This is a genomic window from Yoonia sp. R2-816 (genome assembly GCF_046762905.1).
Lineage (GTDB): Bacteria > Pseudomonadota > Alphaproteobacteria > Rhodobacterales > Rhodobacteraceae > Yoonia.
The window spans coordinates 79,361-102,977 of sequence record NZ_JBKQXN010000188.1; the positions used below are offsets into that span (position 1 = coordinate 79,361).

Genomic DNA, 23,617 nt, shown 5'->3' on the forward strand with positions numbered 1-23,617 from the left:
GCTTTGATCGCCACAGTCTTCATTCAAATTCCATAATCACATCGTCAACCGCCAGACTATCGCCCGCATCAGCGTTCACCTTCTTGACCACGCCCTTGCGTTCGGCGCGCAAAATGTTCTCCATCTTCATCGCCTCGACAGTGCAAAGCGCCTGGCCCTCCTGGATTTCGTCGCCTGCGGCCACATTGACCTTCACGATCAGGCCGGGCATCGGGCAAAGCAGGAATTTCGAGGTATCAGGCGGCAGCTTCTCGGGCATCAGGGCAGCCAGCTCGGCCTGCCGTGGCGTGCGCACATGCACCTTGAGGTCAGCGCCGCGATAGCGCACCCGGAACCCGCCAGAGATTTTGCCGACCTTCAGCACCAGCGGGTCACCATCGACCGTCAGACGCGCCAGCGGATCGCCTGGTGTCCAGTCGCTTTCGACCCGCAGCGTGCGCCCATTGATCTGCACATCCGCGCCCGCACGGTCGGCGGTGATCACAACGTCATGCGACTGCCCCTGTAGGCTCACCACCCAATCTTCGCCCACATGGCGTTCGTGATTATCCATCCGCCCAGATATGCGCGCGCGGCGAATTTCGGCGACCCGGTGCATGGCGGCAGCGGCGGCGGCAACGCGGATGCAGGCCTCATCCGGCAGGGTCACGCCATCAAATCCTTCGGGATATTCCTCTTCGATGAACGCCGTTGTCATGTTACCGGACGTGAATTTCGGATGATCGTAAACCGCGGCGAGGAACGGCAGGTTATGACCGATGCCTTCCAACTCGAACCCATCCAGCGCCAGCCGCATCTCCTCGATCGCCGTGGCCCGGTCGGGCGCCCATGTGCACAGTTTGGCGATCATCGGGTCGTAATACATGCTGATCTCGCCGCCTTCGAATACGCCAGTATCATTGCGCACAGCGCGGGTTGGCGTTGCTTCCTCCACCGGTGGCCGGTAGCGGGTCAAACGGCCGATAGAAGGCAGGAACCCGCGATAGGGGTCTTCGGCATAAAGCCGGCTTTCCATCGCCCAGCCATTGATTTTCAGGTCCTTCTGTTCGAATGGCAGCTTTTCACCCGCCGCAACACGGATCATCTGCTCGACCAGATCGACGCCAGTGATCAGTTCGGTAACGGGGTGTTCGACCTGCAACCGGGTGTTCATTTCGAGGAAATAGAAGTTGCGGTCGCCATCCACGATGAACTCGACCGTCCCCGCGCTGGTGTAAGCAACGGCCTGCGCCAGCGCGACCGATTGCTCACCCATGGCTTTGCGCGTTGCCTCATCCAGAAACGGGCTTGGTGCCTCTTCGATCACCTTCTGGTTCCGGCGCTGGATCGAACATTCGCGTTCATGCAAGTAAACGGCATTGCCGTGACCGTCGGCCAGCACCTGAATTTCGATATGGCGGGGCTGGGTGACGAATTTCTCGATGAAAATCCGGTCATCGCCAAAACTGCTGGCCGCCTCGTTCTTGGACGACTGAAAGCCTTCACGTGCTTCATCATCGTTCCAGGCGATCCGCATCCCCTTGCCGCCGCCCCCGGCACTGGCCTTGATCATCACCGGATAGCCGATTTCGTTCGATATCTTCACCGCCTCATCGGCGTCTTCGATCAGGCCCATATAGCCTGGCACGGTCGACACGTTCGCCTCCTGCGCCAGCTTTTTTGAGGTGATCTTGTCACCCATCGCCTCGATCGCGCCTTTGGGCGGGCCGATGAATGCAACGCCGGCTTCGGCCAGCGCCTCGGCGAATTTTGGGTTTTCGGACAAGAAGCCATAGCCGGGATGCACGGCCTCTGCCCCGGTCTGGCGGATGGCATCCATCACCTTATCGATGACGATATAGGACTGGTTGGCCGGGGGCGGACCGATATGCACGGCCTCATCCGCCATTTTCACATGCAGCGCGTTGCGGTCCGCATCGGAATATATCGCGACCGTCTGGATGCCCATCTTGCGGGCGGTCTTGATCACGCGGCAGGCGATTTCGCCGCGATTGGCGATGAGTATTTTCTTGAACATTATCTTCCGTCCCCAAAACGCAAAACCGCCGCCGGGGCGAAACCCCGACGGCGGCTTTGATGATGTCCGCGTCCGTGATGGACGCGCTGATCTAGATTAGCGGCAGCCGTTGATGCCTGCGTCGTCACACAGCACGCCAGCGGCGGCACCTGCGAGGATTGTGCCTGTGCGGTCTGTGCCCAGCACTTCTGATGCGACCAGGCCTGCGCCTGCACCTGCGACGCCACGTTCAACGTCGCCTTCAAGACAACCGGCAAGGCCGAATACGGCAACTGCGGCAAGGATGATTGATTTTTTCTGCATAGTCTTCTGCCTAACTTGTTTTTTAAGGTAGCCCGAGAATCGGCGCCTACTGCATTGAACTCAATAGCCTCGGCACTGTGATATCCAATAACAATCCGCTTTTTGCCGATTAATCGGCGGAAAACGGAAACCGGCCTGCCCCGGGTAAGGGCAGACCGGTAAAGGGAAGGGTAACGGTGTTGACAACTTGCAACACTGCGCTTGCTGGAACGCCTTGCTGCAATTTCGACACTGAATGAAGAAATGACTGTTGAACAGTGGCGGGATTGCATCCCCCAGAAATGGGCAAATTCCCGCTTAGATTGCGGTGCGATCAGTCCATTCCCGCCAGATATCCGCATCTACATACCCTCGATTTCAGGAAAACTGATGCGGGCCAAATCGACATTGATCTGCAACAGTGCGTCATAGCTGGCCGGATCAAACGGATCTTCGGCGGGAATCACCTCGCGACCGAAAAGCCAGCTCAGCCGCCCTGCATCGAGATTTCCGCGCACAAAAGGCTGGTCGCCAAAGTGATCCCACAGGGCATGCATGAACCCGGCATCGGCGCGTTTGTCCGGCGGGCGACGGTCAGGATAGCGCACGCGCTCTGTCAGCGGGGTGGCCCCTGCCTTGTTCGCGCGCCGGATGATGAACTGAAAATCTGTGCCGGGCAGACGCCCCGGAAAGCCGCGATGCTTTTCCATGTCAGGTGCCCCGCATCGCGAAGGGGGCGGACCGGACGAACCCGAAGGTCCGCCCGCACCATGATCGACTAGTGAATGTCGCGGCCGATTTCAGCCGCTTGGAGAACAGCCGCGTCCGACGTGACCCGTAGCGAAGCGCGGTCCTGGCTGCCCGATACAGCCACAAGCGCCATAAGCGCCGCCACTGCAAAAGCCATAAGTCCTTGTACCATTCTTCTTGCCTGCCTCTGTCTTTGCGGGGTTGTCGGCTGTCCCAATCCCGACATCCCTGCGAGGGTGCGATACCATGTCCGCATTTCCAAAGAGTAAGCAAAAAGTGTTTGTTTTCACATGCGTCCAGACCGAAGCTGCGCATATGTGACGTAGGGGCATCATGCGCAAGAACGTGCCTAGCACCGACCCCAGCATTTTGCGGATGACCCGAGGCCACCCACGAGATACGGCGCATCCGTGCGATTCCAAGCAATGCCGACACGGCAGCATAATTTGGCGCGGATTTGCCGATCGGCCAAAGACCGCCCAATCGTCTGCTTTGGCAAAGACCGGTCATAGCGGGATGTTGTCGTGCTTTTTCCACGGGTTCTGCAACTGCTTGCCGCGAAGCGACGCAAATGCCCGGCAAACCCGTTTCCGAGTGGAGTGCGGCATGATCACCTCGTCAATGAATCCCCGTTCGGCAGCTACAAACGGGTTCGCGAAACGATCCTCGTAATCCTTGGTATGCTTGGCGATCTTGTCGGCATCATTCAGGTCGGCCCGATGAATGATCTCTGTCGCACCCTTGGCGCCCATCACCGCAATCTCGGCTGATGGCCAGGCGTAGTTGAAATCGCCGCGCAGATGTTTAGACGCCATCACATCATAGGCGCCGCCATAAGCCTTGCGCGTGATCACCGTGACCTTGGGCACCGTCGCCTCACCATAGGCGAAAAGCAGTTTGGCCCCGTGTTTGATCACCCCGCCATATTCTTGGCTGGTGCCAGGAAGAAAGCCGGGCACGTCCACAAGCGTCAGGATCGGGATTTCGAACGCATCGCAGAACCGGACGAAACGCGCGGCCTTACGGCTGCTGTCGATGTCCAGACATCCCGCCAGCACCATCGGCTGATTGGCGACAACGCCCACTGTCGATCCCTCCAACCGGATAAAACCGGTCAGAATGTTCTTGGCGAAATCCTCCTGAATTTCGTAAAAATCACCCTCATCGGCGAGCTTTGTGATCAGCTCCTTCATATCGTAGGGCGTGTTCGGATTGTCCGGGATCAGCGTATCAAGGCTGTCTTCGATCCGGTTCACATCATCAAAGAATGGGCGCACAGGCGGCTTCTGGCGGTTGTTCAGCGGCAGGAAATCAACCAGCCGCCGCACTTCGGCCAATGCCTCAACATCGTTTTCAAAGGCACCATCCGCGACAGAGGATTTCTTGGTGTGGGTGGACGCACCACCCAGTTCTTCGGCGGTCACCACCTCGTTCGTGACGGTTTTCACCACATCCGGCCCCGTCACGAACATGTAGCTGGAATCTTTCACCATGAAGATGAAGTCAGTCATCGCGGGGCTATACACCGCGCCACCGGCACAGGGCCCCATGATCACGCTGATTTGTGGCACGACGCCAGACGCCATGATGTTGCGCTGAAACACCTCGGCATAGCCTGCAAGCGATGCGACCCCTTCCTGAATCCGCGCACCACCGGAATCGTTGATCCCGATCACCGGCGCGCCGTTCTGAACAGCCATATCCATGATCTTGCAGATTTTCTGGGCATGGGTTTCAGAGAGCGATCCGCCAAAGACGGTAAAATCCTGGCTGAAGACATAGACCATACGCCCATTGATCGTCCCCCACCCGGTGACAACACCATCACCAGCGGGCCGGTCCTTTTCCATGCCGAAATCCGTGCAGCGGTGGGCGACGAACATGTCGAATTCTTCAAACGACCCGTCATCCAGCAACAGTTCGATGCGTTCACGCGCGGTCAGCTTGCCCTTGCTATGTTGGGCGGCAATCCGGCGTTCACCACCACCCAGCCTTGCCGCATCGCGCCGTGTCTCAAGTTCCTGCAAAACATCCATGCGCGTTCTCCCCCCGTTGATTGGTGGTTCATTAACCGGTTTGCCGGGAAAGCAGAAGTGTGAATGAGAAGATTTGCAAACTATAGGATTTGCACATAACATATTTTGCAAATTCGCAAACCCGTCTAACTGCAGGCCCGCTGTGCAAATCCGGCGATGGACAGCACCACCCCCACACCCTAAGTCTGACGGATGTCCGCCCTGCCCATCATACGCTTTCTGGATCGCACGACACCGCCGCATATCCTGACACTGATCCTGATCACAGGCATGTCGGCGCTGAACATGTCGATCTTTTTGCCCTCACTGGCGGCGATGACCGACTATTTCCAGACCGATTATGCAATCATGCAGATCGCCCTGTCAGGATATCTTGCCGCCACGGCGGTGCTGCAAACCTTTATCGGTCCGTTCTCGGATCGTTACGGTCGACGCAAGATCGTCATAGGCTCGCTGGTGATCTTTGTCTTCGCCACGATCGGCACCTATTTCGCCACAACGGTCGAGGCATTCCTGTTCTTTCGCATCATGCAGGCGGCGGTCGCCACGTCCATGGCGCTCAGCCGCGCCATCGTCCGCGATATGGTTCCACAGGCCGAGGCCGCATCAATGATCGGCTATGTCACAATGGGCATGGCCATTGTGCCGATGGTCGGGCCGATGATCGGCGGCGCACTGGACGAGGCATTTGGCTGGCACGCCACCTTCATTTTCCTTGCACTGGCAGGAACAGCCGTGCTGGTATTGTGCTACCTGGATTTGGGCGAAACCGTTGCGGGCAAAGGCGTCAGCTTTGCCGACCAGATTAAAGGCTATCCCGAATTGTTCCGTTCGCCCCGTTTCTGGGGCTATGTTCTATGCTCTGCCTTCAGCTCCGGTGCGTTCTTTGCATTGCTGGGCGGGGCCTCATTCGTGGCCAGTAGCATCTTTGGCCTGTCACCATTGTGGAGCGGGATCGCATTGGGCGCGCCTGCCATCGGATATGCCGCGGGCAACTTTCTATCAGGCCGGTTTTCTGTGCGGATGGGCATCAACTGGATGGCGCTTTGCGGCACCGGCGTGACGATTGCAGGGCTGGGCATTTCACTGATCCTGACACTGGCAGGGGTCGCGCATCCGCTGAATTTCTTTGGGTTCTGCGTTTTTCTGGGCCTTGGCAACGGGATGACGCTGCCCAATGTCATGGCCGGGTCAATTTCGGTCCGCCCACATCTGGCGGGTACAGCCAGTGGGCTGGGCGGCGCGATCATGATTGGCGGCGGGGCGGCACTGTCCCAGTTTGCTGGCGGGTTGTTGACGCTTGAGACGGGCACACTGCCTTTGCAACTGGTGATGCTGTCCGTCTCTGTTCTGGCCATGCTGTCGGTTCTGTTTGTGATCTGGCGGGAAAGACGGATCGCTTGACGGCGCATTTGCACCAGCTAAACCTGACAAGCAAAGTTGCAAAGGTGTCCGATGGCCGTTCAAAAACTTTATGCCGGTGCAAAGCTGCGTGAATTGCGCGGCCGCCTTTCGCTGACGCAAAAGGTCTTTGCGGAGAAGCTGGGCGTTTCGCTGCCTTATCTGAACCAGATGGAAAACAATAACCGGCCGGTGTCGACATCGGTCGTACTGGGGCTGGCGCAGGAATTCGGCTTTGACGTGACAGAGCTGCAGTCCGGTGATGAGGCGCGTCTGGTTGGGGACATGCGCGAGGCCTTGGCCGACCCGGTATTTACCGGCCCTGCCCCGGCCCTCGCTGATCTGCGCCTTGTGGCGTCCAACGCCCCTGCCCTGGCGCGCGCCTTTCTTGACCTGCACGCCGCCTATCGCCAGACCCATGAACGGCTCGCCTCACTGGATGAGGCGTTGGGTCGCGAAGACGCCCGCCTGCAGCCCAGCCCGTGGGAAGAGGTCCGCGATTTCTTCCACTATTGCGACAACTATATCGACGCCGTTGATCGCAGCGCGGAACGGTTTGCAGCTCAGCGCAAACCAGACGAAGCCGTGGCCGAGGCGGTGATCCGCACCCTTGCCGCGCGTCAGGTGACAGCGGTGATCACCGACGCGGATACGGTCAGGCATTACGACGCGCAGACCAAGACGCTGACCATCGCACGCAATGCCCATCCCGCCACGCAGACCTTTCAGCTATTGCTGCAACTGGCCCTGATCACGCAGGAACCCCTGTTGAATGCCACGCTTGATCTGGCCCGGTTTCAATCGGAGGAGGCGCGCGGCATCGCAAAGGTCGGGCTCGCCAATTATTTTGCCGGTGCCGCGCTGATGCCCTACGGCCAGTTTCTGGCCGCCGCGCAAGAGACGCGGCATGATCTGGAAATCCTCGGCGCCCGGTTCAGTGCCTCACTGGAACAGGTGGCGCATCGCCTGTCGACGCTGCAGCGGCCTGGCGCCAAGGGCATCCCGTTCTTCTTTGTCCGGGTCGATCAGGCGGGCACCATCACCAAACGCCATTCTGCCACCACATTGCAATTCGCCCGCTACGGCGGGGCCTGCCCGCTGTGGAATGTGCATCAGGCGTTCGAATTGCCGGGGCAGTTCCTGCGCCAATTGGCCGAAACACCCGATGGGGCGCGGTATTTCTGCCTGGCCCGCGACGTCAGCAAATCCGGCGGGGCGTATCACCAACCCACCCGTCGCTATGCGATTGGATTAGGGTGCGAGGTGCGCCATGCCCCTGCCCTTGTTTATGCTGATCATCTGGATACAGGATCGGCTGCGGCATACGCGCCTATCGGCATTTCCTGCCGAATTTGCGAACGCCGGAATTGTCATCAACGGTCAGTTCCACCGCTGGAACGACATCTGCGCGTCGATCCCAACCGTCGCGGGGTCCTGCCCTATCAGCTTGACTAAGCTGCGTGTCGCCTCAGTCAAGCTCGCGGAAAAACCGCTCCATGGCCTCTCTCGCGTGATTATAATCCTTGTGCAGCCGAAAGAGGCTCAATTCGTCTGTTCCGTCCTGCTCGGACATTTCCAAGGCATGCAAACTTGCATGATAGTGCTGCAACAACCGTGCAAATTCGGAATCGACCTCATGCAAAGCGTCGGCTTCGCGTTTTGTAAGAACCAGTCCGATGTTTTTCATGGAATCAACCTCCATGATTCGCTACTCGCTCATAAGTTTATCACATCAAGTCAAGATCAACCTTGACGTAGATCAAAGCGCACTATCGCCGCGACGCCCGCCAACCGGCAGCGCGCGCCTCTGCCTCGGTGCAGAACCAGCGTTCCCCATTGCTTAGATTGATGCGCGTGCGGTCATATCCATCGGCACCGGGCAAATGGTAAATGCGTCCATTGGCCGAAATATTACCTTTGATCGCGCAGTCCGGATCAGGGGCAGCTGTCGTCTGGATCCGCGCTGCCCTGTAGTCTGACGGGCGGTCAATCTCAAACGCCCAAAGGCCGCGCCCGGCAACCGCAGCGGCCTTCTCATCCAGGTCATAGGCATCCGAATAGCGGCGATAGGCCCAGGCCCATCCTTCGCTGACGATGACCGCCCCCATATCCCGCCCTTCAACAACACAAGACGCCACCACCCGACCATATCGGTCGGTATCAACCTGTTCGCACGTGGCCTGCCGCCCCTCAAACTGCAACAACACAGCATCGCGCGCCCATCGGCCACAATCGCGCGTCTGCCCATTAACCGTGCAAGGCTGCCCGATCTCGGGGGCATCGATCCCGTGCAACCGCACCCGCACATCACCGACATCCAGCGTATCGGCGTCGATCACACGCACCGTCCCACTTGGGTCAGCCATGGCGGTCGTCCCTGCGCAAAGCGCCAGCAATCGTATCATTCGGGCAAACATGCCTTGCCGTAGTCGGCGGGCCACACCCGATCAATCAAAATCTTAACGAAGGGTTAATAATGTCTTACCGCTGTGCCGTTTCCCAGTTGGGATGTACCCAGGGTTTGTCATTGGCCGGCGGCAACGGGTGCCGCTGCAGGATGCGATCCGACACCTTTTCTCCGACCATGATTGACGGGGCATTCAGGTTCCCATTGGTGATACGTGGAAAGATTGAGCTGTCGGCAACGCGCAGCCGGTCCACACCAATCACCCGCGCTTGCGGGTCCACCACCGCCATCGGGTCGTCAGCCGCGCCCATCTTGCAGGTCCCGCACGGGTGATAGGCGCTTTCGGCATGGTCGCGGATAAACGCATCAAGCTGCTCATCTGTCTGCGCGGCGGCACCAGGTTGAATTTCGTGCCCCCGGAATTCATCAAAGGCAGGCTGGGCAAAAATCTCGCGCGTCAGCCGGATGCATTTGCGGAATTCATCCCAGTCCTGTGGATCGGACATGTAATTGAATTCAATGCGCGGGTTCTCATCGGGATCGGCAGAACGCAGCGTGACCTGCCCGCGCGACACCGATCTCATCGGCCCCACATGGGCCTGAAATCCGTGGCCTTCAGGCGCGACCTTGCCATCGTAACTCACAGCAATTGGCAGGAAATGGAACTGGATATCGGGATAGGCAATGCCTTTGTCCGAGCGGATGAATGCTGCGCTTTCAAACTGGTTTGAACTGCCCAGCCCGGTTTTCCAAAGCAACCATTCCAACCCGATCTTCGCCTTGCCCCGCAGATTCCAATAGGAAAACAGCGTCACAGGCTTCGTCGCGGCCTGCTGGATGTAAAGCTCCAGATGGTCCTGCAGGTTCCGGCCTACGCCGGGCCTGTCAGCGACCAGTGTGATCCCGTGTTCAGCCAGATGCGCAGCGGGGCCGATCCCTGACAACATCAGCAGTTTGGGCGAGTTCAAGGAAGAGGCCGCAATGATCACCTCTGCATTGGCATGGATGATCTCGACCTTGCGGCCGCGGCTGACTTCCACACCGGTTGCGCGACCATCTTCAATAACGATACGGCGGGCCAGCGCCCGCGTGATTGTGCAGTTGGGCCGTTTCAGCGCGGGCCGCATATACGCGTTGGCCGCCGACCAGCGCCGCCCTTTGTAAATGGTCGCATCAAACGGGCCAAACCCCTCCTGCTGCTCCCCGTTATAGTCGCCGGTGATCGGATAACCCGCCTGCGCGCCCGCTTCGACAAACGCCCGTGTCAACGGGTTCTTGCGAGGGCCGCGCGTCACATGCAGCAGGCCGTCTTTGCCACGCCAGGCCGGGTCGCCCCCATGACCACCGTCATGCCAGTGTTCCATCCGTTTGAAATAGGGCAGCACGTCGGCATAGGACCAGCCTTGCGCGCCACTTTCGGCCCAGTGATCGAAATCATGGGCGTGGCCGCGCACATAGATCATACCATTGATCGAGGACGACCCCCCGATCACCTTGCCGCGCGGCGTCACCAGTTGACGCCCGCCTAGATGCGGCTCCGGCTCGGTTTTCAGCCCCCAGTCGTAGCGTTTCATGTTCATCGGATAGGACAGGGCCGCCGGCATCTGGATGAATGGGCCGGCATCGCTGCCGCCGGCCTCGATCACCAATACCTGCTTGCCCGCCTCCGCCAGACGATAGGCGATAGCGCAGCCTGCCGAACCGGCCCCGACGATCACGTAATCTGCGCGCATGGTCAGAACGGTGCCTCCAGATCGCCCATGCGGACATAGACACCCTTGATCTGGCTATAGTGTTCGATGGCGGCCTTGGAATTTTCGCGCCCCACGCCGGACAGCTTCGATCCGCCAAACGGCGCCTCGACCGGGGCATCGTTATAGGTGTTGATATAGCAGGTGCCTGCCTCAAACCCGGCGGCCATACGATGGGCGCGGGTCAGATCGGCGGTGAACACACCAGCGGCCAGCCCGAACTCCGTGTCGTTGGCGCGGGCCAGCACCTCATCCTCGGTTTCAAAATCCAGAACCGACATGACCGGTCCGAAAATTTCGTCCCGCGCGATTGTCATGTCGTCGGTGACATCTGCAAAAACTGTCGGCTCAAGAAAGAAGCCGTCACGATCCACACGCTTGCCACCAGTAACAAGTGTTGCGCCTTCTTCCACGCCCTTGGCAAAGAAACCTTCGACGATATCGCGCTGACGTTCCGAAACCATGGGGCCAAAATTGGTCTCCGGGTCCTGCGGGTCACCCATTTTGACATCTGCCAGACGTTCCGTCAGTCGCTGGAGGAATGCCTGTTTGATGCCCTTCTGCACGAACACGCGGGTGCCGTTCGAACAGACCTGACCCGAGGAATAGAAATTGCCCAGGATCGCACCAGACACCGCATTTTCCAGATCGGCATCGTCAAAGATCACCAGCGGCGATTTGCCCCCCAACTCCATCGTCACATGACGAATGCCCTCGGCCGCCGCAGCGTAAACCTTACGCCCTGTCGGCACCGATCCGGTCAAGGAGACCTTGTCAACGCGCGGGTCCGTGACCAGTGACGCCCCGACAGCACCGTACCCCTGAATGACGTTGTAAACGCCCGCCGGTGCGCCAGCCTCGTGCAGGATCTCTGCCACCTTGAGCGCGCAAAGCGGTGTGGTTTCGGACGGTTTGAACACCATCGCGTTGCCGCAGGCCAGCGCGGGCGCGCCCTTCCAGCAGGCGATCTGCGTTGGATAGTTCCACGCGCCGATGCCCACGCAAACGCCCAGCGGTTCACGGCGCGTATAGACGAAATCGTCGCCCAACTGGATATGTTCGCCGGTGATGCTGGCGGCCAGCCCGCCGAAATACTCCAGCGCGTCGGCCCCGGATGTGGCGTCGACAACGCTGGTTTCCTGGTAGGGCTTGCCGGTGTCATAGGTTTCCAGCACAGACAGATCATGGTTGCGTTCGCGCATGATATCTGCCGCTCGGCGCAGCACGCGACCACGATCCGTCGCGGTCCAGCCTGCCCATTCCTTTTGCGCGCGTTTCGCCGACGCCAGCGCCTGATCAACAATCGCAGGGGTAGCGGCATAGAGCTTGGCGATGATCTCGCCGGTTGCCGGATAGATCACCTCGATTGCATCTCCGGCTTTGTCTTCGATGTATTGGCCGTCGATGAAATGGCTGGCCTTGGGTTGTGTGTTCATGGTCGGGATGCCTCCGGCGGGAGTATTTGGGGAAGAAAGAAGATGTTATTCGCCACGAGGAAAACGCTGGTTTTCTTCGACGACGTTCAGATCCATGTGGTTGCGCATGTATCGCTCTGATGCTTTTTGCAGCGGCTGATAGTCCCACGGATAATATTTGCCGTTGCGCAGCGCCTCGTAGACGACCCAGCGGCAGGCCTGGCTATGGCGCACCTCTGCGTCGTATTTGGCAAGGTCCCAGCGTGCCTCGGATTTTGCGCGCAACTGGGTAAGTGTGCCCTGATGCGCTGGTTCGTCGGCCAGATTGGTCAGCTCATGGGGATCAGCGTCCAGATCAAACAGTTGATCAGGGTCCAGCGCGCAGCGATTGTATTTCCACTTGCCATAGCGCAGCGAAACCAGCGGGGCATAGCTGGCCTCGGCCGCGTATTCCATTGCAACAGGTGTATCGCGGGTGCCGCCCTGGCCCAGATGTACAAGGCTTTCCCCTTCGGTCCATGGCATCACCTCGGACATATCGACACCGGCCAGATCGCACAGGGTCGGTGTTATGTCGATCGTGCTAACAGGTGTCGGGTTCAGACCGGGCGCCATATCGGGGGCCGCAATCATCAGCGGGACGCGCGCGGATCCTTCGTAGAACGACATCTTGAACCAAAGACCGCGTTCGCCCAGCATGTCACCATGGTCCGAAACAAAGAGGATCGTGGCCTCCTGCCGCGTATCCTGCAGCGTTTGCAACACCTCACCAACCTTGTCGTCGACATATGAGATATTGGCGAAATAGGCACGCCGGGCGCGACGGATATGGTCATCGGTGATGTTGAAATTGTCACGATCATTCGCGTCCAGAATGCGGCGGCTATGGGCGTCCTGATCCGCATAGGGGATCGGGCCGACATCCGGCATCAGATGTTCGCAATCCTCGTAAAGGTCCCAGTACTTCTTGCGCGCAACGTAAGGATCATGCGGGTGGGTAAAGCTGACAGTCAGGCACCATGACCGATCATCGTGCCCGCGCGACAGATCATAGAGCTTGCGTGTCGCGTGATAGGCGACCTCGTCGTCATACTCCATCTGGTTGGAAATCTCCGCCACACCAGCACCGGTGACGCTGCCCATATTGTGATACCACCAGTCGATCCGCTCACCGGGTTTGCGGTAATCCGGGGTCCAGCCGAAATCAGCCGGGTAGATGTCGGTGGTCAACCGTTCCTCGAACCCGTGCATCTGGTCGGGACCGACAAAATGCATCTTGCCTGACAGGCAGGTCTGATAGCCCGCACGGCGCAGGTGATGGGCGTAGGTGGGGATGGATGACGCGAATTCAGCCGCATTGTCATAGACGCCCGTGCGCAATGGCAATTGACCCGACATGAATGATGCACGGGCAGGCGTGCAAAGCGGCGACGCGGTATAGGCATTGGCAAACCGGGTGGACCTTGCCGCCAGCGCCTTGAGGTTTGGGGCATGCAACCAGTCTGCCGGACCATCAGGGAACAGCGTTCCATTCAACTGATCCACCATGATGATCAGGATGTTCGGCTTGGTCATTGCACCCTGCCCTTCAATTCCATCTCAAGAGACGCCAGAACCTGCCGGGTCGCGTCAGACCGTTCCGCCGCGTCGCGCGCCAGACCCTGACGCAGGTAATAGCCATCAATCAACGCAGCGATACGGGCCGCCGCCTGGTTGGCACCTGTGCCAATCAGTGGGCGCAGATCATGGACCAGATTGCTGTGCAGTCGGCGCTGATAGACCTGCAACAGCCGGTGCGCGTCTTCGGATGTCTGTGCCAGAACATAGAAATTCAGCCATGCCGCAATGACATCCGGCTGAAAGTTCGATGAGGTGAAACCGGCGCGAATAATCGCCTCAAGCCGCGCGCGATGTCCGTGCGCTTGACCCAGCGCCAACCGAACCTCTGCCGCATAGATCGCCAGCGTATGGCGCATCGCCGCCAGAAAAATCTGTTCTTTTCCGCCAAAATAGTGATGCGCCAGCGCCGAGGACATACCCGCCCGCTTTGCAATGCTGCTGACCGTCACGTCCAGATTTCCGGCTGCACCGATTTCATCAATCGTGGCTTTCACTAATGCGGCGCGGCGGATAGGTTCCATTCCAAGCTTTGGCATCTGATCCTCGGATTTGTTGTTGCCACTGCAGTAAATTGTTCTTTATTGACTCGTCAATCAATAAAAAGATGACGTAAAACCGGGAGACTGAAATGAAACTGAAATCCACCCTGTCCGCACTGGCCATCTGCGCTGCGGCACCTGCCCTCGCCGATTGCGACCAAGTACGTTTTTCGGATGTCGGCTGGACTGACATCACCGCCACAACTGCCGCAACGTCCATCGTGCTTGAGGCTCTGGGTTATGAGACATCGACCGATATCCTGTCGGTCCCTGTCACCTATGCCTCCATGGCGCAGGGCGATATTGATGTGTTCCTTGGCAACTGGATGCCCACCATGGAAGGCGACATCGCCAGCTACCGCGAGGCGGGAACAGTGGACACAGTGCGAACCAACCTTGAAGGGGCCAAATACACGCTGGCCACCAATGCCGCAGGCGTTGCCGCCGGGATCACTGATTTCGCCTCAATCGCGCAGGCCGCCGACGCACTGGACAGCAAGATCTACGGTATCGAAGCCGGCAATGACGGCAACCGCCTGATCCAGGACATGATAGACGCCAACGCCTTTGGACTGGATGGATTCGAAGTTGTCGAAAGCTCGGAACAGGGGATGCTGGCACAGGTCGAACGCGCCGATGACCGGGATGAACCTGTTGTGTTCCTCGGCTGGGAACCGCATCCGATGAATGCCAATTATGACATGACATATCTGCCGGGCGGCGATGACTATTTCGGGCCTGATCTGGGGGGTGCGACCGTCGCCACCAACACCCGCGCAGGCTATGTCGATGAATGCCCAAATACCGGAAAACTGCTGCAGAACCTCGAATTCTCGCTCGCCATGGAGAACGAGATCATGGGCGCGATCCTGAATGATGACGTGGACCCAGAGGATGCGGCCAAGGCATGGCTGGCTGCCAATCCCGACGCATGGACCCCGTGGTTGGACGGTGTCACCACCAAGGACGGTGGTGATGCGGTGGAAGCTGTAAGCGCCGCATTGGCCGAGTAAAATTGAAAAGGGGAGTGGTCATCCACTCCCCTTTTTTGAGTGACGGGGACACTGATGAACTGGCTGACAGACAATAAAATTCCGGTCGGCGACTGGTCCGAGACAGCCGTTGACTGGCTCAAGGATAATGGCCGCCCGGCCTTTGACGCGCTCAGCGACGGTTTGGACTGGATGATCGACGGGATCGTCTGGTGCCTGCAAACGCCGCCGGAATTCGTGGTTGTCATCCTGTTTGTGGCGCTGACCTGGGTATTGCAACGGTCTTGGAAGGTCTGTCTGCTGGTGCTTGCCTGCCTGCTCTTTGTCATCAATCAGGGCTACTGGGACGAAACCACTGATAGTCTCGCGCTGGTGCTGTCATCCTGCGTGGTCTGCATGGGGCTGGGTGTGCCCATCGGCATCTTTCTTGCGCACCGACCACGCGCCTATCAGGCGCTTAGCCCGGTGCTTGACCTGATGCAGACGCTGCCCGCCTTCGTCTACCTGATCCCGGCCATCGTGTTCTTTGGCCTTGGCATGGTGCCGGGTCTGTTTGCGACCGTCATCTTCGTGCTGCCCGCGCCGATCCGGCTGACCTATCTGGGCGTGTCGAACACCCCTACCCCGCTGCTGGAAGCAGCTGAATCCTTTGGTGCCACCCCCACCCAGCGCCTGTGGAAAGTGGAACTGCCCTACGCGTTCCCGCAAATCATGGCGGGGCTGAACCAGGTCATTATGCTGTCGCTGTCGATGGTCGTCATCTCGGCCTATGTGGGGGCCAACGGGCTGGGTAAACCGGTGGTGCAGGCGCTTGGCCGAAACGATCCCGGGCTCGGTTTTGAATCCGGCTTTGCCATTGTCGCCGTTGCCATCATGCTGGACCGTATGTTGCGGGTGAACAAATGAACGCCGTCGAATTTGATAATGTCTCGATCGTGTTCGGGGCCAAGCCTGAAAGCGCGCTGCCCCTGATGGATCAGGGGATGGAGCGGTCGGAACTTCGCGAAAAAACCGATCAGATCCTTGGCGTCCATAACTGTTCGCTCGACGTCGAAGTCGGCGAGATCCTTGTGCTTATGGGTCTCTCCGGCTCTGGCAAATCGACACTCCTGCGCGCGGTGAACGGTCTGAACCCCGTTGTCCGGGGCGAGGTGCGTATCTTTGACGGCGACTGGTCCTGCAGCGTCGGCAGCGCGTCGGCGCAGGATCTGCGCCGGGTGCGACGCGAATGTGTGTCAATGGTCTTCCAGCAATTCGGCCTGCTGCCATGGCGAACTGTGCGCGACAATGTGGGCCTCGGGCTGGAACTTGGCGGCATGTCCAAAGCAGCCCGCAACAAGCGCGTTGATGAGGAACTGCATATGGTGGGCCTTGATGACCGCGCCGACGCGCTTGTCGGCGAGTTGTCCGGCGGGATGCAGCAGCGCGTGGGCCTTGCCCGCGCATTCGCCACAGACGCCCCCATTCTGCTGATGGATGAACCATTCTCGGCGCTCGACCCACTCATCCGCACCAAACTGCAGGACGAACTGCTCGACCTGCAGAAGCAACGCAACCGGACCATCATTTTCGTCAGCCACGACCTTGATGAGGCTTTCAAGATCGGCAACCGGATCGCGATCATGGAAGGCGGACGGATCGTGCAATGCGGTACCCCGCGCGATATCTTCACCAATCCGGTGAACGATTATGTGGCGGAATTTGTCGCGCATATGAACCCGCTTGGCGTGCTAACCGCGCGCGATGTGATGACCAGCGGATCAGCGGAAGGCCCCGCCATCGACGTGGAAACCCCTGTCCATGACATCATTCAGCAGATTGAGGCTGAGGCGCTGCAAGTCACCGAAAACGGTGTCGCCGTCGGCAAAATTACCCAAAGCTCGCTGCTTGCGCGCCTGGCCCCACCCGGCAGCTAGACCTTGGTGGCGTTGACCACTGGCGTGATCGCGCGGCGGGCCAGGGCCTCGCGCCAGGTGATAAAGCTGACCGATGCCATGATGATCGCGCCGCCTAGGATAACCCAGCCATCAACCGCTTCATTAAAGGCGAGATAACCCAGCAGGACTGCCCAGACCAATTGCAGGAAGGTCACGGGCTGGGTGACCGTCAGCGGGGCGGCGGCAAAGGCCAGTGTCATCGTGTAATGTCCCGCCGTCGCAAAGCACGCGACCAGAAACATCCAACCCAACTGGCCCAGCGTCGGCGTAACCCAGACGGCAAGGGCAAAGGGGGCAAGACCAATCGTCACCGTGATCGACAACATGCCCACCACCACTACCGCCGACACCTCGCCCGACAATTGCTTGGCGATAAGATAGCCCGCCGCAAAACCAACAGCCGTCCCAAGCATCGCAATATGGCCGGGATCAATCACCTTCACGCCCGGACGCAGGATAATCAGCGCACCAATCAGGGCGACAATGACCGCGGCCAACCGGCGCGGCGGCAGCTTTTCCCCCAGAAATAGGGCGGCCCCCAGCGTGATATAGATCGGCGACAGATAGTTCATCGCCGTCACCTCAGCGATGGGAATGCGGGTCATGGCAAAGAACCACAGGATCACCGCCACCGTGTGAACGAGACCGCGCACACCAAACAGCCGCAACTGGCGGGGCGTCAGCCGCGCCGCCAGTATGGGCCGGATCATCGGGATCAGGAAAACAAGGCCCAGAATATACCGCAGGAAAGCGGCCTGCGCTGCGGGCAGATCATCACCGACATGTTTCACAATGGCCGTGACGGCAACGAAATTGAACCCGGTCACCACCATCCAGAAAATACCCTTTAAGGGGTGCGAGGCTGGCAACTGGGTCATGGGGCAGGCGTGGCATCTAGCCCACCCAAAGGCAAGTCAGCTTTCCGCAAAAGCCGCCATCACCTCGTCGGACGCTTCGAAGTTGGCCGTGACCCGCTGGATATCATCATCCTCTTCCAGCGTGTCGAGAAGCTTCATCAGCTTGGTCAGCCCCTCCAGATCAACCTCGGTCGTCATGTTGGGTTTCCAGATCAGCTTGGTCGATTCAGATTCGCCCAGTTCAGCCTCCAGCGCGTTTGAAACCTCGTTCAGGTCGGTATCGGCACAGATGATCACATGATTGTCGTCATCGCTTTGCACATCCTCTGCCCCGGCCTCGATCGCGGCCATCATCACGGTGTCCGCATCAGCAACGGAAGCGGGATAAACCACCTCCCCTTTGCGGTCGAACATGAAACCGACCGAACCGGTCTCGCCCAGATTGCCGCCATTCTTGGAAAAGGTCGAACGCACGGTCGATGCCGTCCGGTTGCGGTTGTCGGTCATCGTCTCGACAATGACGGCAACGCCGCCGGGGCCGTAGCCCTCGTACCGGATTTCGTCGTAGTTTTCAGCGTCGCCACCCTGCGACTTCTTGATCGCGCGGTCGATCACATCCTTGGGTACGGAGTTCGACTTGGCTTCCTTCACCGCCAGACGCAAGCGCGGGTTCTTGTCCGGGTCCGGATCACCCATCTTGGCAGCCACCGTGATTTCCTTGGCAAGCTTGGAAAACAGCTTGGACCGCAGCTTGTCCTGCCGTCCCTTACGGTGCTGAATATTTGCCCATTTTGAGTGGCCAGCCATCGGAAACCTCGTCAGATGTGGTGTAAATCTGCGCCTCTATAAGGCATGGCAGTACAGCCCCGCAACCCTGTGCTAGAGCGGCCAGATATAGGGAATGACAAAGGATGCGATGGGGGCCAAGGAAAGGTTCAGCGGAATGCCGAATTTCAGGAAATCCGCGAATTTATAGCCGCCGGGGCCGTAAACAAGCGTGTTGGTCTGATACCCGATCGGGGTGGCAAAACTCGCACTCGCCGCGATCATGACCGCCACCACCAGTGGGCGCGCATCAACACCCAACGCGCTGGCCAATCCGATCGCGATGGGTGTCATGACAACCGCAACAGCGTTGTTCGACACCAGTTCTGTCAGGATGCTCGACAACAGATACACTGCCAGAACGATGAAAAAGCCGGGTAGTACCAGCATGAAAGGCGACAGCGTATCGGCGATAATGCCTACAGCGCCGGATGATTGCAGCGCAGACCCGACGCCCAGCATCGCAAAGATCAGCGCCAACAGGCGTCCATCGACATAGGAAAACGCCTCATCGGCGTCGATACAGCCGGTCATCAGTACTGCCGTCACGCCCAGCATCGCCAGCAGCAGGATCGGGGCGATGCCCAGTGCTGCAAGAACAACAACCCCCAACAGCACCGCAATGGCCACCGGTGCATGACCGCGGCGGTAGGCCCGTTGCGACGGGACCGACACATCGCCCAGGTTCATATCCTCGCCCAGGCGCTGAATATCCTCTGGCGCGCCTTCCAGCAGCAGCGTGTCACCTACGCGGACGACAAGGTCATCCATCTGGCGGCCGATATTTGTGTCCCGCCGATGCACCGCCAAGGTGTAAACCGCATAGCGCCGCCGCAACCGCATGGAGCCCAGCCGCCGCCCAACCATTTTGCAGTTCGGGGTGATCAGCACCTCGACCGTTGTCGTCTCAACCGCCGACACCTGATCGACACGCCGCAAATCCTTGGTGGCCTGCAGCGACAACAGTTCTGTCATTTCCGTGCGCAACACCACGCGGTCGCCGACCTGCAGGTTGACGCTGTCCAGATTGCGCCGCAACGAGGTATCGCCCCGCACCACGTCGATCAGGCGCACGCCGTCCCGTTTGAACAGCTGCACGCCGGTCACCTGCCGGCCAATCAGGTTGCTGTCGGGCGGTATGACCGCCTCGGAAAAGAACCGCATCTTGGACCGATCAGACAGCATCGTCGCCATGCTTTGCCGGTCCGGCAGCAGGCGCGGGGCCATGAAATACAGATAGATGAACGTCCACGCGACCACGACAACGCCAACCGGCAGAATCTCCAGAATGCCAAAGGGTTTCAGGCCCGACGCCCGCGCCACCCCATCCACCAGCAGGTTTGTTGACGTGCCAAGCAGGGTCATTGTGCCCCCGACAATCGCCGCATAGCTCAGCGGGATCAGCAGCTTGGAGGCTGACGTGTCCAGTGTGCGGGCCAGTTGGACAAAGACCGGAATCATGACCACAACCAACGGCGTGTTGTTCATAATCGCGCTTGCGAAGGCGACAAATACAAGGCTGCCGCCAATGGCCCGTGCCGGGCTGATCTTGGCCTGCCGTTCCACCAGCTGGGTCATCGTGTTCAGCGCGCCGGTTCGCACCAGCGCACCGACAATGATGAACATAGCTGCGATGGTCCATGGGGCGGGGTTGGACAGTGCCAGCACCGCTGCCTCATAAGGCAAAACTCCGGTGACCAGCAGGACCGAAACACCAATCATGGCAACGACTTCGGTGGGGAAAACCTCGCGCAGGAACAGGATGAACATGCCCACCACCACGGCCATGGTCAGAAACGCAGCCTGCGTTTGCGTCAGTGCAAATAAATCACCCATTAGCTGTACTGTCGCCACTTGTGGACCGCTCGGCAAGCGGCATCTGGACCGCGGACGCTGCGTCGATCATTCAGCTGGGACCCGCCTGCGGCAGCAAGCCACCCCTGCGCACCATCTCGATCCTGGTGGCCTTGCCGGTTCGATCATCGGTTTCGACATAAATGCCGGACAATGTGGCCTCCGCAGTGGCAGGTGTGAACCGTGCTTTGGGCATACCGGTGACAAACCGGCGCATCGGTTCCGTTTTTTCCATACCGATGACTGAGTTGTAGTCGCCACACATCCCCGCATCGGTCAGATACGCAGTCCCGCCCGTCAGGATCATCGCATCGCTGGTTGGGACATGTGTGTGCGTTCCAACCACAATACTAGCCCGCCCATCGCAGAAATGACCGGTCGCCATCTTTTCCGACGTCGCCTCGCAATGGATGTCAATCAGGCTCGCCTGCACCTGTCCGCCCATCGGGTATTGGCGCAGCACCGCGTCGAGGGCCGAAAACGGATCGTCAAAGGGCCGTTTCATGAACACCTGCCCCAGAACCTGCGCGACAAGCACCTTGCGGCCACCCGGTGCGGAAAAGACGCGCGCGCCGCTGCCGGGTGCAGCTTTGGAATAGTTGATCGGGCGGATGACACGCGGCTCACTTTCGATAAAGGTCAGCATATCCTTCTGATCAAAGGCATGGTCGCCAAGTGTGACAACATCGGCACCAGCATCCAGAAGCAGCTTGGCATGATCCCCCGACAACCCCATGCCCGAGGTTGCGTTTTCGCCATTGACCACAACAAAGTCGAGCCGCCATGCATCGCGCAACTGCGGCAGATGCGCCGTTACCGCAGCACGGCCCGCACGGCCCATCACATCGCCAAGAAAAAGTATTTTCATGGCCTACTGTTAGGCGCTGTTGCAAAAATCTTCTAGAAGATTTTTGCGGCAACGATTTTTTGCAAAAAATCGTTTAGTTCACCGTAGGGAGACGACATCCCGTTCGGTCACGATCATGTCCAACAGCTGATCGGTCTGTTCGAGCGGCAGGTTATCATCCTCCTGTGCTGCATAGGCAAAACCGATGGCCAGCACAGAGCCGCGCTTGCGCAACCCTTCCAGCGTGCGATCATAAAAACCGCCACCATAACCCAAGCGCCCCCCGCGCCTGTCAAACGCAACAAGGGGCACTATCACGATTTCCGGTGTCATCCACTCGCCGCTTTCGGGGATCATTGCGCCGAATGCACCGGGCACCATCGGGCAGTCTGGCTCCCATATTCGAAACTGCAGGGGTTGCCCCGCACCCATGATCACCGGGACACCAACAGCTCCATGTGCCGCAGCCTCAGCCATGGCCGCCACCGGATCAATTTCGGTTCGCATCGCCATGTAACCGGCCAACGGCACACCGCGATAACCCGCCAAAACCTCGCTCAGATAACCCGCTGTCCCGCACCCCGCCTCATGCGCGACCTTGCGCCGGGCAAAGGCGGCTTTGCGCGCGGCGGATTTATCCATCACAGCAGCCAAAGTGCTGCAAGGCCAAGGAAGGCAAAGAAACCGACCACATCCGTGACCGTCGTCACAAAGGCACCAGAGGCGAGCGCCGGGTCAATGCCAAACCGTTCGAGCAGAACGGGAATGACCGTCCCGGCGAGGCCCGCCACCGCCAGATTGATGACCATCGCCACCCCAATCACCACACCCAGCATCGGTGATCCAAACCAGATCACCCCAACCACGCCCATCACAACGGCAAAGAGCAGCCCATTGATCAGGCCAACCAACACCTCGCGGCGGATAACCCGCCAGACATTTGCCGTGGTCAAATCGCGGGTTGCGATGGCACGCACAGCCACGGTCAGGGATTGTGTCCCGGCATTGCCCCCCATCGACGCGACAATGGGCATCAACACCGCGAGGGCGACCAGCCCCGCAATCGTTTCCTCAAACAGCGCAATCACCATTGAGGCGAAGATCGCCGTCACCAGATTGACCGCCAGCCAGGGAAAACGGCGGCGCGTCGTGGCAATCACCCGGTCGGACAGGCTGCCCTCGCCCACACCGGCGAGGCGCAGAATATCCTCTTCCGCTTCTTCTTCCAGAAACGCCATGGCGTCGTCGATGGTGATCACACCGACGATCCGGTCGTCATCGTCAACCACCGGTGCCGTGATCATGTGATAGTGGTTGATCGCCTGTGCCACCTCTTCCACATCCTGCGCGACATGGAAGGTGCGGAATGTATCCTCCATCAGGTCGCGCAACAGCATGTCGCGCGGATGGCTCAGAATCCGGCCCAAGGTGACATATCCCACCGCCTTCAACCGCGGATCGACCAGGATGATGTGATAAAACTGATCCGGCAGAACAACGTCAGAACGCAGGTAATCAATCGCCTCGCCCACGGTCCAGTGTTCCGGCGCGCGAACCAGCTCGGACTGCATGTGGCGGCCGGCAGATTCTTCAGGATAGGTCAGCGCCTGTTCGACAACCACCCGGTCGCCCGCATCTAGCGCGTCAAGAACCGCCTCTTGCTGGTCCTCGCCCAGATACTCGACCAGATCGACGACATCGTCGCTTTCCAGGTCGCGCACAGCCTCGGCCAGCTCAGCCGGGGCCAACTGCCCGATCACCTCTTCGCGCAGCTGTTCATCCAGTTCGGACAGCGTGTCACCGTCCACGCCACCTTTCCATACCCTCAGCAGATCGCGGCGGCTGCGCGGATCAAGCTGCTCCAGAAGGTGGGCGATGTCGGCCGGGTGCAACGGGTCGAGCAGCGCATCAACCCATTCGGCACCACCGGTGCGTACCGCCTCCATCACATCATTGATCAACCGATCCGTGATGCCAAAGGCTTCGTCTTCGTTGTTGTCCGATTGGTCTGTCATACCGCCCCTCGTTGCACCTGCACCATAGCTTCTCGCGCGCCGCGCACAACGGCCATTGAGCGATTTACGCCC

22 protein-coding genes are annotated in these 23,617 nt (G+C 59.3%); 5 read left to right on the forward strand and 17 right to left on the reverse strand.

All coding sequences use genetic code 11. The annotated features are described in order from the left end of the window. Positions 1-19: 19 nt before the first annotated feature. The 5 genes from ACFWW2_RS11710 to ACFWW2_RS11730 form a co-directional block, all read right to left on the reverse strand. A complete protein-coding gene (locus ACFWW2_RS11710) occupies positions 20-2,017 on the reverse strand; it encodes an acetyl-CoA carboxylase biotin carboxylase subunit (RefSeq protein WP_393928258.1) in 1,998 nt (665 codons plus the stop codon). 96 nt (positions 2,018-2,113) lie between these two features. Beyond that, the gene (locus ACFWW2_RS11715; protein WP_393928259.1) at positions 2,114-2,320 is read right to left on the reverse strand and encodes a hypothetical protein; all 207 of its coding nucleotides are present in this window, start codon (positions 2,318-2,320) and stop codon (positions 2,114-2,116) included. 341 nt (positions 2,321-2,661) lie between these two features. Then, a complete protein-coding gene (locus ACFWW2_RS11720) occupies positions 2,662-3,009 on the reverse strand; it encodes a hypothetical protein (protein WP_393928260.1) in 348 nt (115 codons plus the stop codon). Positions 3,010-3,077: 68 nt separating this feature from the next. Next, the gene (locus tag ACFWW2_RS11725; RefSeq protein WP_393928261.1) at positions 3,078-3,221 is read right to left on the reverse strand and encodes a hypothetical protein; all 144 of its coding nucleotides are present in this window, start codon (positions 3,219-3,221) and stop codon (positions 3,078-3,080) included. Positions 3,222-3,555: 334 nt separating this feature from the next. Beyond that, positions 3,556-5,085 carry an acyl-CoA carboxylase subunit beta gene (locus tag ACFWW2_RS11730; RefSeq protein ID WP_393928262.1) on the reverse strand — a complete coding sequence of 510 codons (1,530 nt, stop codon included), beginning with the start codon at positions 5,083-5,085 and terminating at the stop codon, positions 3,556-3,558. A 192-nt stretch (positions 5,086-5,277) separates the two neighbouring features. Between ACFWW2_RS11730 and ACFWW2_RS11735 the strand changes: the two genes are divergently transcribed. Continuing rightward, a complete protein-coding gene (locus ACFWW2_RS11735) occupies positions 5,278-6,489 on the forward strand; it encodes a multidrug effflux MFS transporter (RefSeq protein ID WP_393928263.1) in 1,212 nt (403 codons plus the stop codon). Positions 6,490-6,540: 51 nt separating this feature from the next. Beyond that, a complete protein-coding gene (locus tag ACFWW2_RS11740) occupies positions 6,541-7,941 on the forward strand; it encodes a short-chain fatty acyl-CoA regulator family protein (protein ID WP_393928264.1) in 1,401 nt (466 codons plus the stop codon). A 13-nt stretch (positions 7,942-7,954) separates the two neighbouring features. Here the strand turns inward: ACFWW2_RS11740 and ACFWW2_RS11745 are convergent, their stop codons facing one another. From ACFWW2_RS11745 to betI, 6 genes are all read right to left on the reverse strand, one after another. Beyond that, positions 7,955-8,173: a hypothetical protein gene (locus ACFWW2_RS11745; protein ID WP_393928265.1), complete on the reverse strand. Its 219-nt coding sequence runs from the start codon at positions 8,171-8,173 to the stop codon at positions 7,955-7,957. An 82-nt stretch (positions 8,174-8,255) separates the two neighbouring features. After that, positions 8,256-8,852, reverse strand: a complete 597-nt coding sequence (locus ACFWW2_RS11750) for a thermonuclease family protein (protein ID WP_393928266.1) — start codon at positions 8,850-8,852, stop codon at positions 8,256-8,258. Between the two features lie 115 nt (positions 8,853-8,967). Continuing rightward, positions 8,968-10,626: a choline dehydrogenase gene (gene betA, locus ACFWW2_RS11755; protein WP_393928267.1), complete on the reverse strand. Its 1,659-nt coding sequence runs from the start codon at positions 10,624-10,626 to the stop codon at positions 8,968-8,970. 2 nt (positions 10,627-10,628) lie between these two features. Continuing rightward, positions 10,629-12,080, reverse strand: coding sequence for a betaine-aldehyde dehydrogenase (betB, locus tag ACFWW2_RS11760; RefSeq protein WP_393928268.1), 1,452 nt, complete (start codon positions 12,078-12,080; stop codon positions 10,629-10,631). A 45-nt stretch (positions 12,081-12,125) separates the two neighbouring features. After that, positions 12,126-13,634: a choline-sulfatase gene (gene betC, locus ACFWW2_RS11765; protein ID WP_393928269.1), complete on the reverse strand. Its 1,509-nt coding sequence runs from the start codon at positions 13,632-13,634 to the stop codon at positions 12,126-12,128. After that, positions 13,631-14,215 (reverse strand): choline-responsive transcriptional repressor BetI, encoded by a 585-nt coding sequence (gene betI, locus ACFWW2_RS11770; protein ID WP_393928270.1) that lies wholly within the window; start codon positions 14,213-14,215, stop codon positions 13,631-13,633. The genes betC and betI overlap by 4 nt, the downstream gene beginning before the upstream one ends. Positions 14,216-14,307: 92 nt before the next feature. Between betI and choX the strand changes: the two genes are divergently transcribed. Genes choX through choV form a run of 3 tightly spaced genes read left to right on the forward strand, consistent with a single transcriptional unit; the run spans position 14,308 to position 17,126 of the window. Further along, positions 14,308-15,231 carry a choline ABC transporter substrate-binding protein gene (gene choX, locus ACFWW2_RS11775; protein WP_393928271.1) on the forward strand — a complete coding sequence of 308 codons (924 nt, stop codon included), beginning with the start codon at positions 14,308-14,310 and terminating at the stop codon, positions 15,229-15,231. A gap of 54 nt (positions 15,232-15,285) precedes the next feature. Further along, positions 15,286-16,116, forward strand: coding sequence for a choline ABC transporter permease subunit (choW, locus tag ACFWW2_RS11780; protein WP_393928272.1), 831 nt, complete (start codon positions 15,286-15,288; stop codon positions 16,114-16,116). Next, entirely contained in the window at positions 16,113-17,126 is a 1,014-nt protein-coding gene (gene choV / locus ACFWW2_RS11785; RefSeq protein ID WP_393928273.1) for a choline ABC transporter ATP-binding protein, read from the forward strand. The genes choW and choV overlap by 4 nt, the downstream gene beginning before the upstream one ends. On the opposite strand, the gene ACFWW2_RS11790 is transcribed toward choV, so the two are convergent. The 6 genes from ACFWW2_RS11790 to mgtE all read right to left on the reverse strand — a co-directional run bounded on the left by ACFWW2_RS11790 (position 17,123) and on the right by mgtE (position 23,545). After that, entirely contained in the window at positions 17,123-18,025 is a 903-nt protein-coding gene (locus tag ACFWW2_RS11790; RefSeq protein ID WP_393928274.1) for a DMT family transporter, read from the reverse strand. The genes choV and ACFWW2_RS11790 overlap by 4 nt on opposite strands. A 36-nt stretch (positions 18,026-18,061) precedes the next feature. Then, positions 18,062-18,811, reverse strand: coding sequence for a YebC/PmpR family DNA-binding transcriptional regulator (locus ACFWW2_RS11795; RefSeq protein ID WP_393928275.1), 750 nt, complete (start codon positions 18,809-18,811; stop codon positions 18,062-18,064). 72 nt (positions 18,812-18,883) lie between these two features. Further along, complete coding sequence (locus ACFWW2_RS11800) at positions 18,884-20,665, reverse strand: SLC13 family permease (protein ID WP_393928276.1); 1,782 nt, start codon at positions 20,663-20,665, stop codon at positions 18,884-18,886. A 70-nt stretch (positions 20,666-20,735) separates the two neighbouring features. Then, on the reverse strand, positions 20,736-21,551 hold the full coding sequence (locus tag ACFWW2_RS11805) for a TIGR00282 family metallophosphoesterase (RefSeq protein ID WP_393928277.1): 816 nt from the start codon (positions 21,549-21,551) through the stop codon (positions 20,736-20,738). A gap of 78 nt (positions 21,552-21,629) precedes the next feature. Next, positions 21,630-22,172 carry a 5-formyltetrahydrofolate cyclo-ligase gene (locus ACFWW2_RS11810; RefSeq protein ID WP_393928278.1) on the reverse strand — a complete coding sequence of 181 codons (543 nt, stop codon included), beginning with the start codon at positions 22,170-22,172 and terminating at the stop codon, positions 21,630-21,632. Continuing rightward, complete coding sequence (gene mgtE / locus ACFWW2_RS11815; RefSeq protein ID WP_393928279.1) at positions 22,172-23,545, reverse strand: magnesium transporter; 1,374 nt, start codon at positions 23,543-23,545, stop codon at positions 22,172-22,174. Before mgtE ends, ACFWW2_RS11810 begins: the two co-directional genes overlap by 1 nt. Positions 23,546-23,617: the final 72 nt, after the last annotated feature.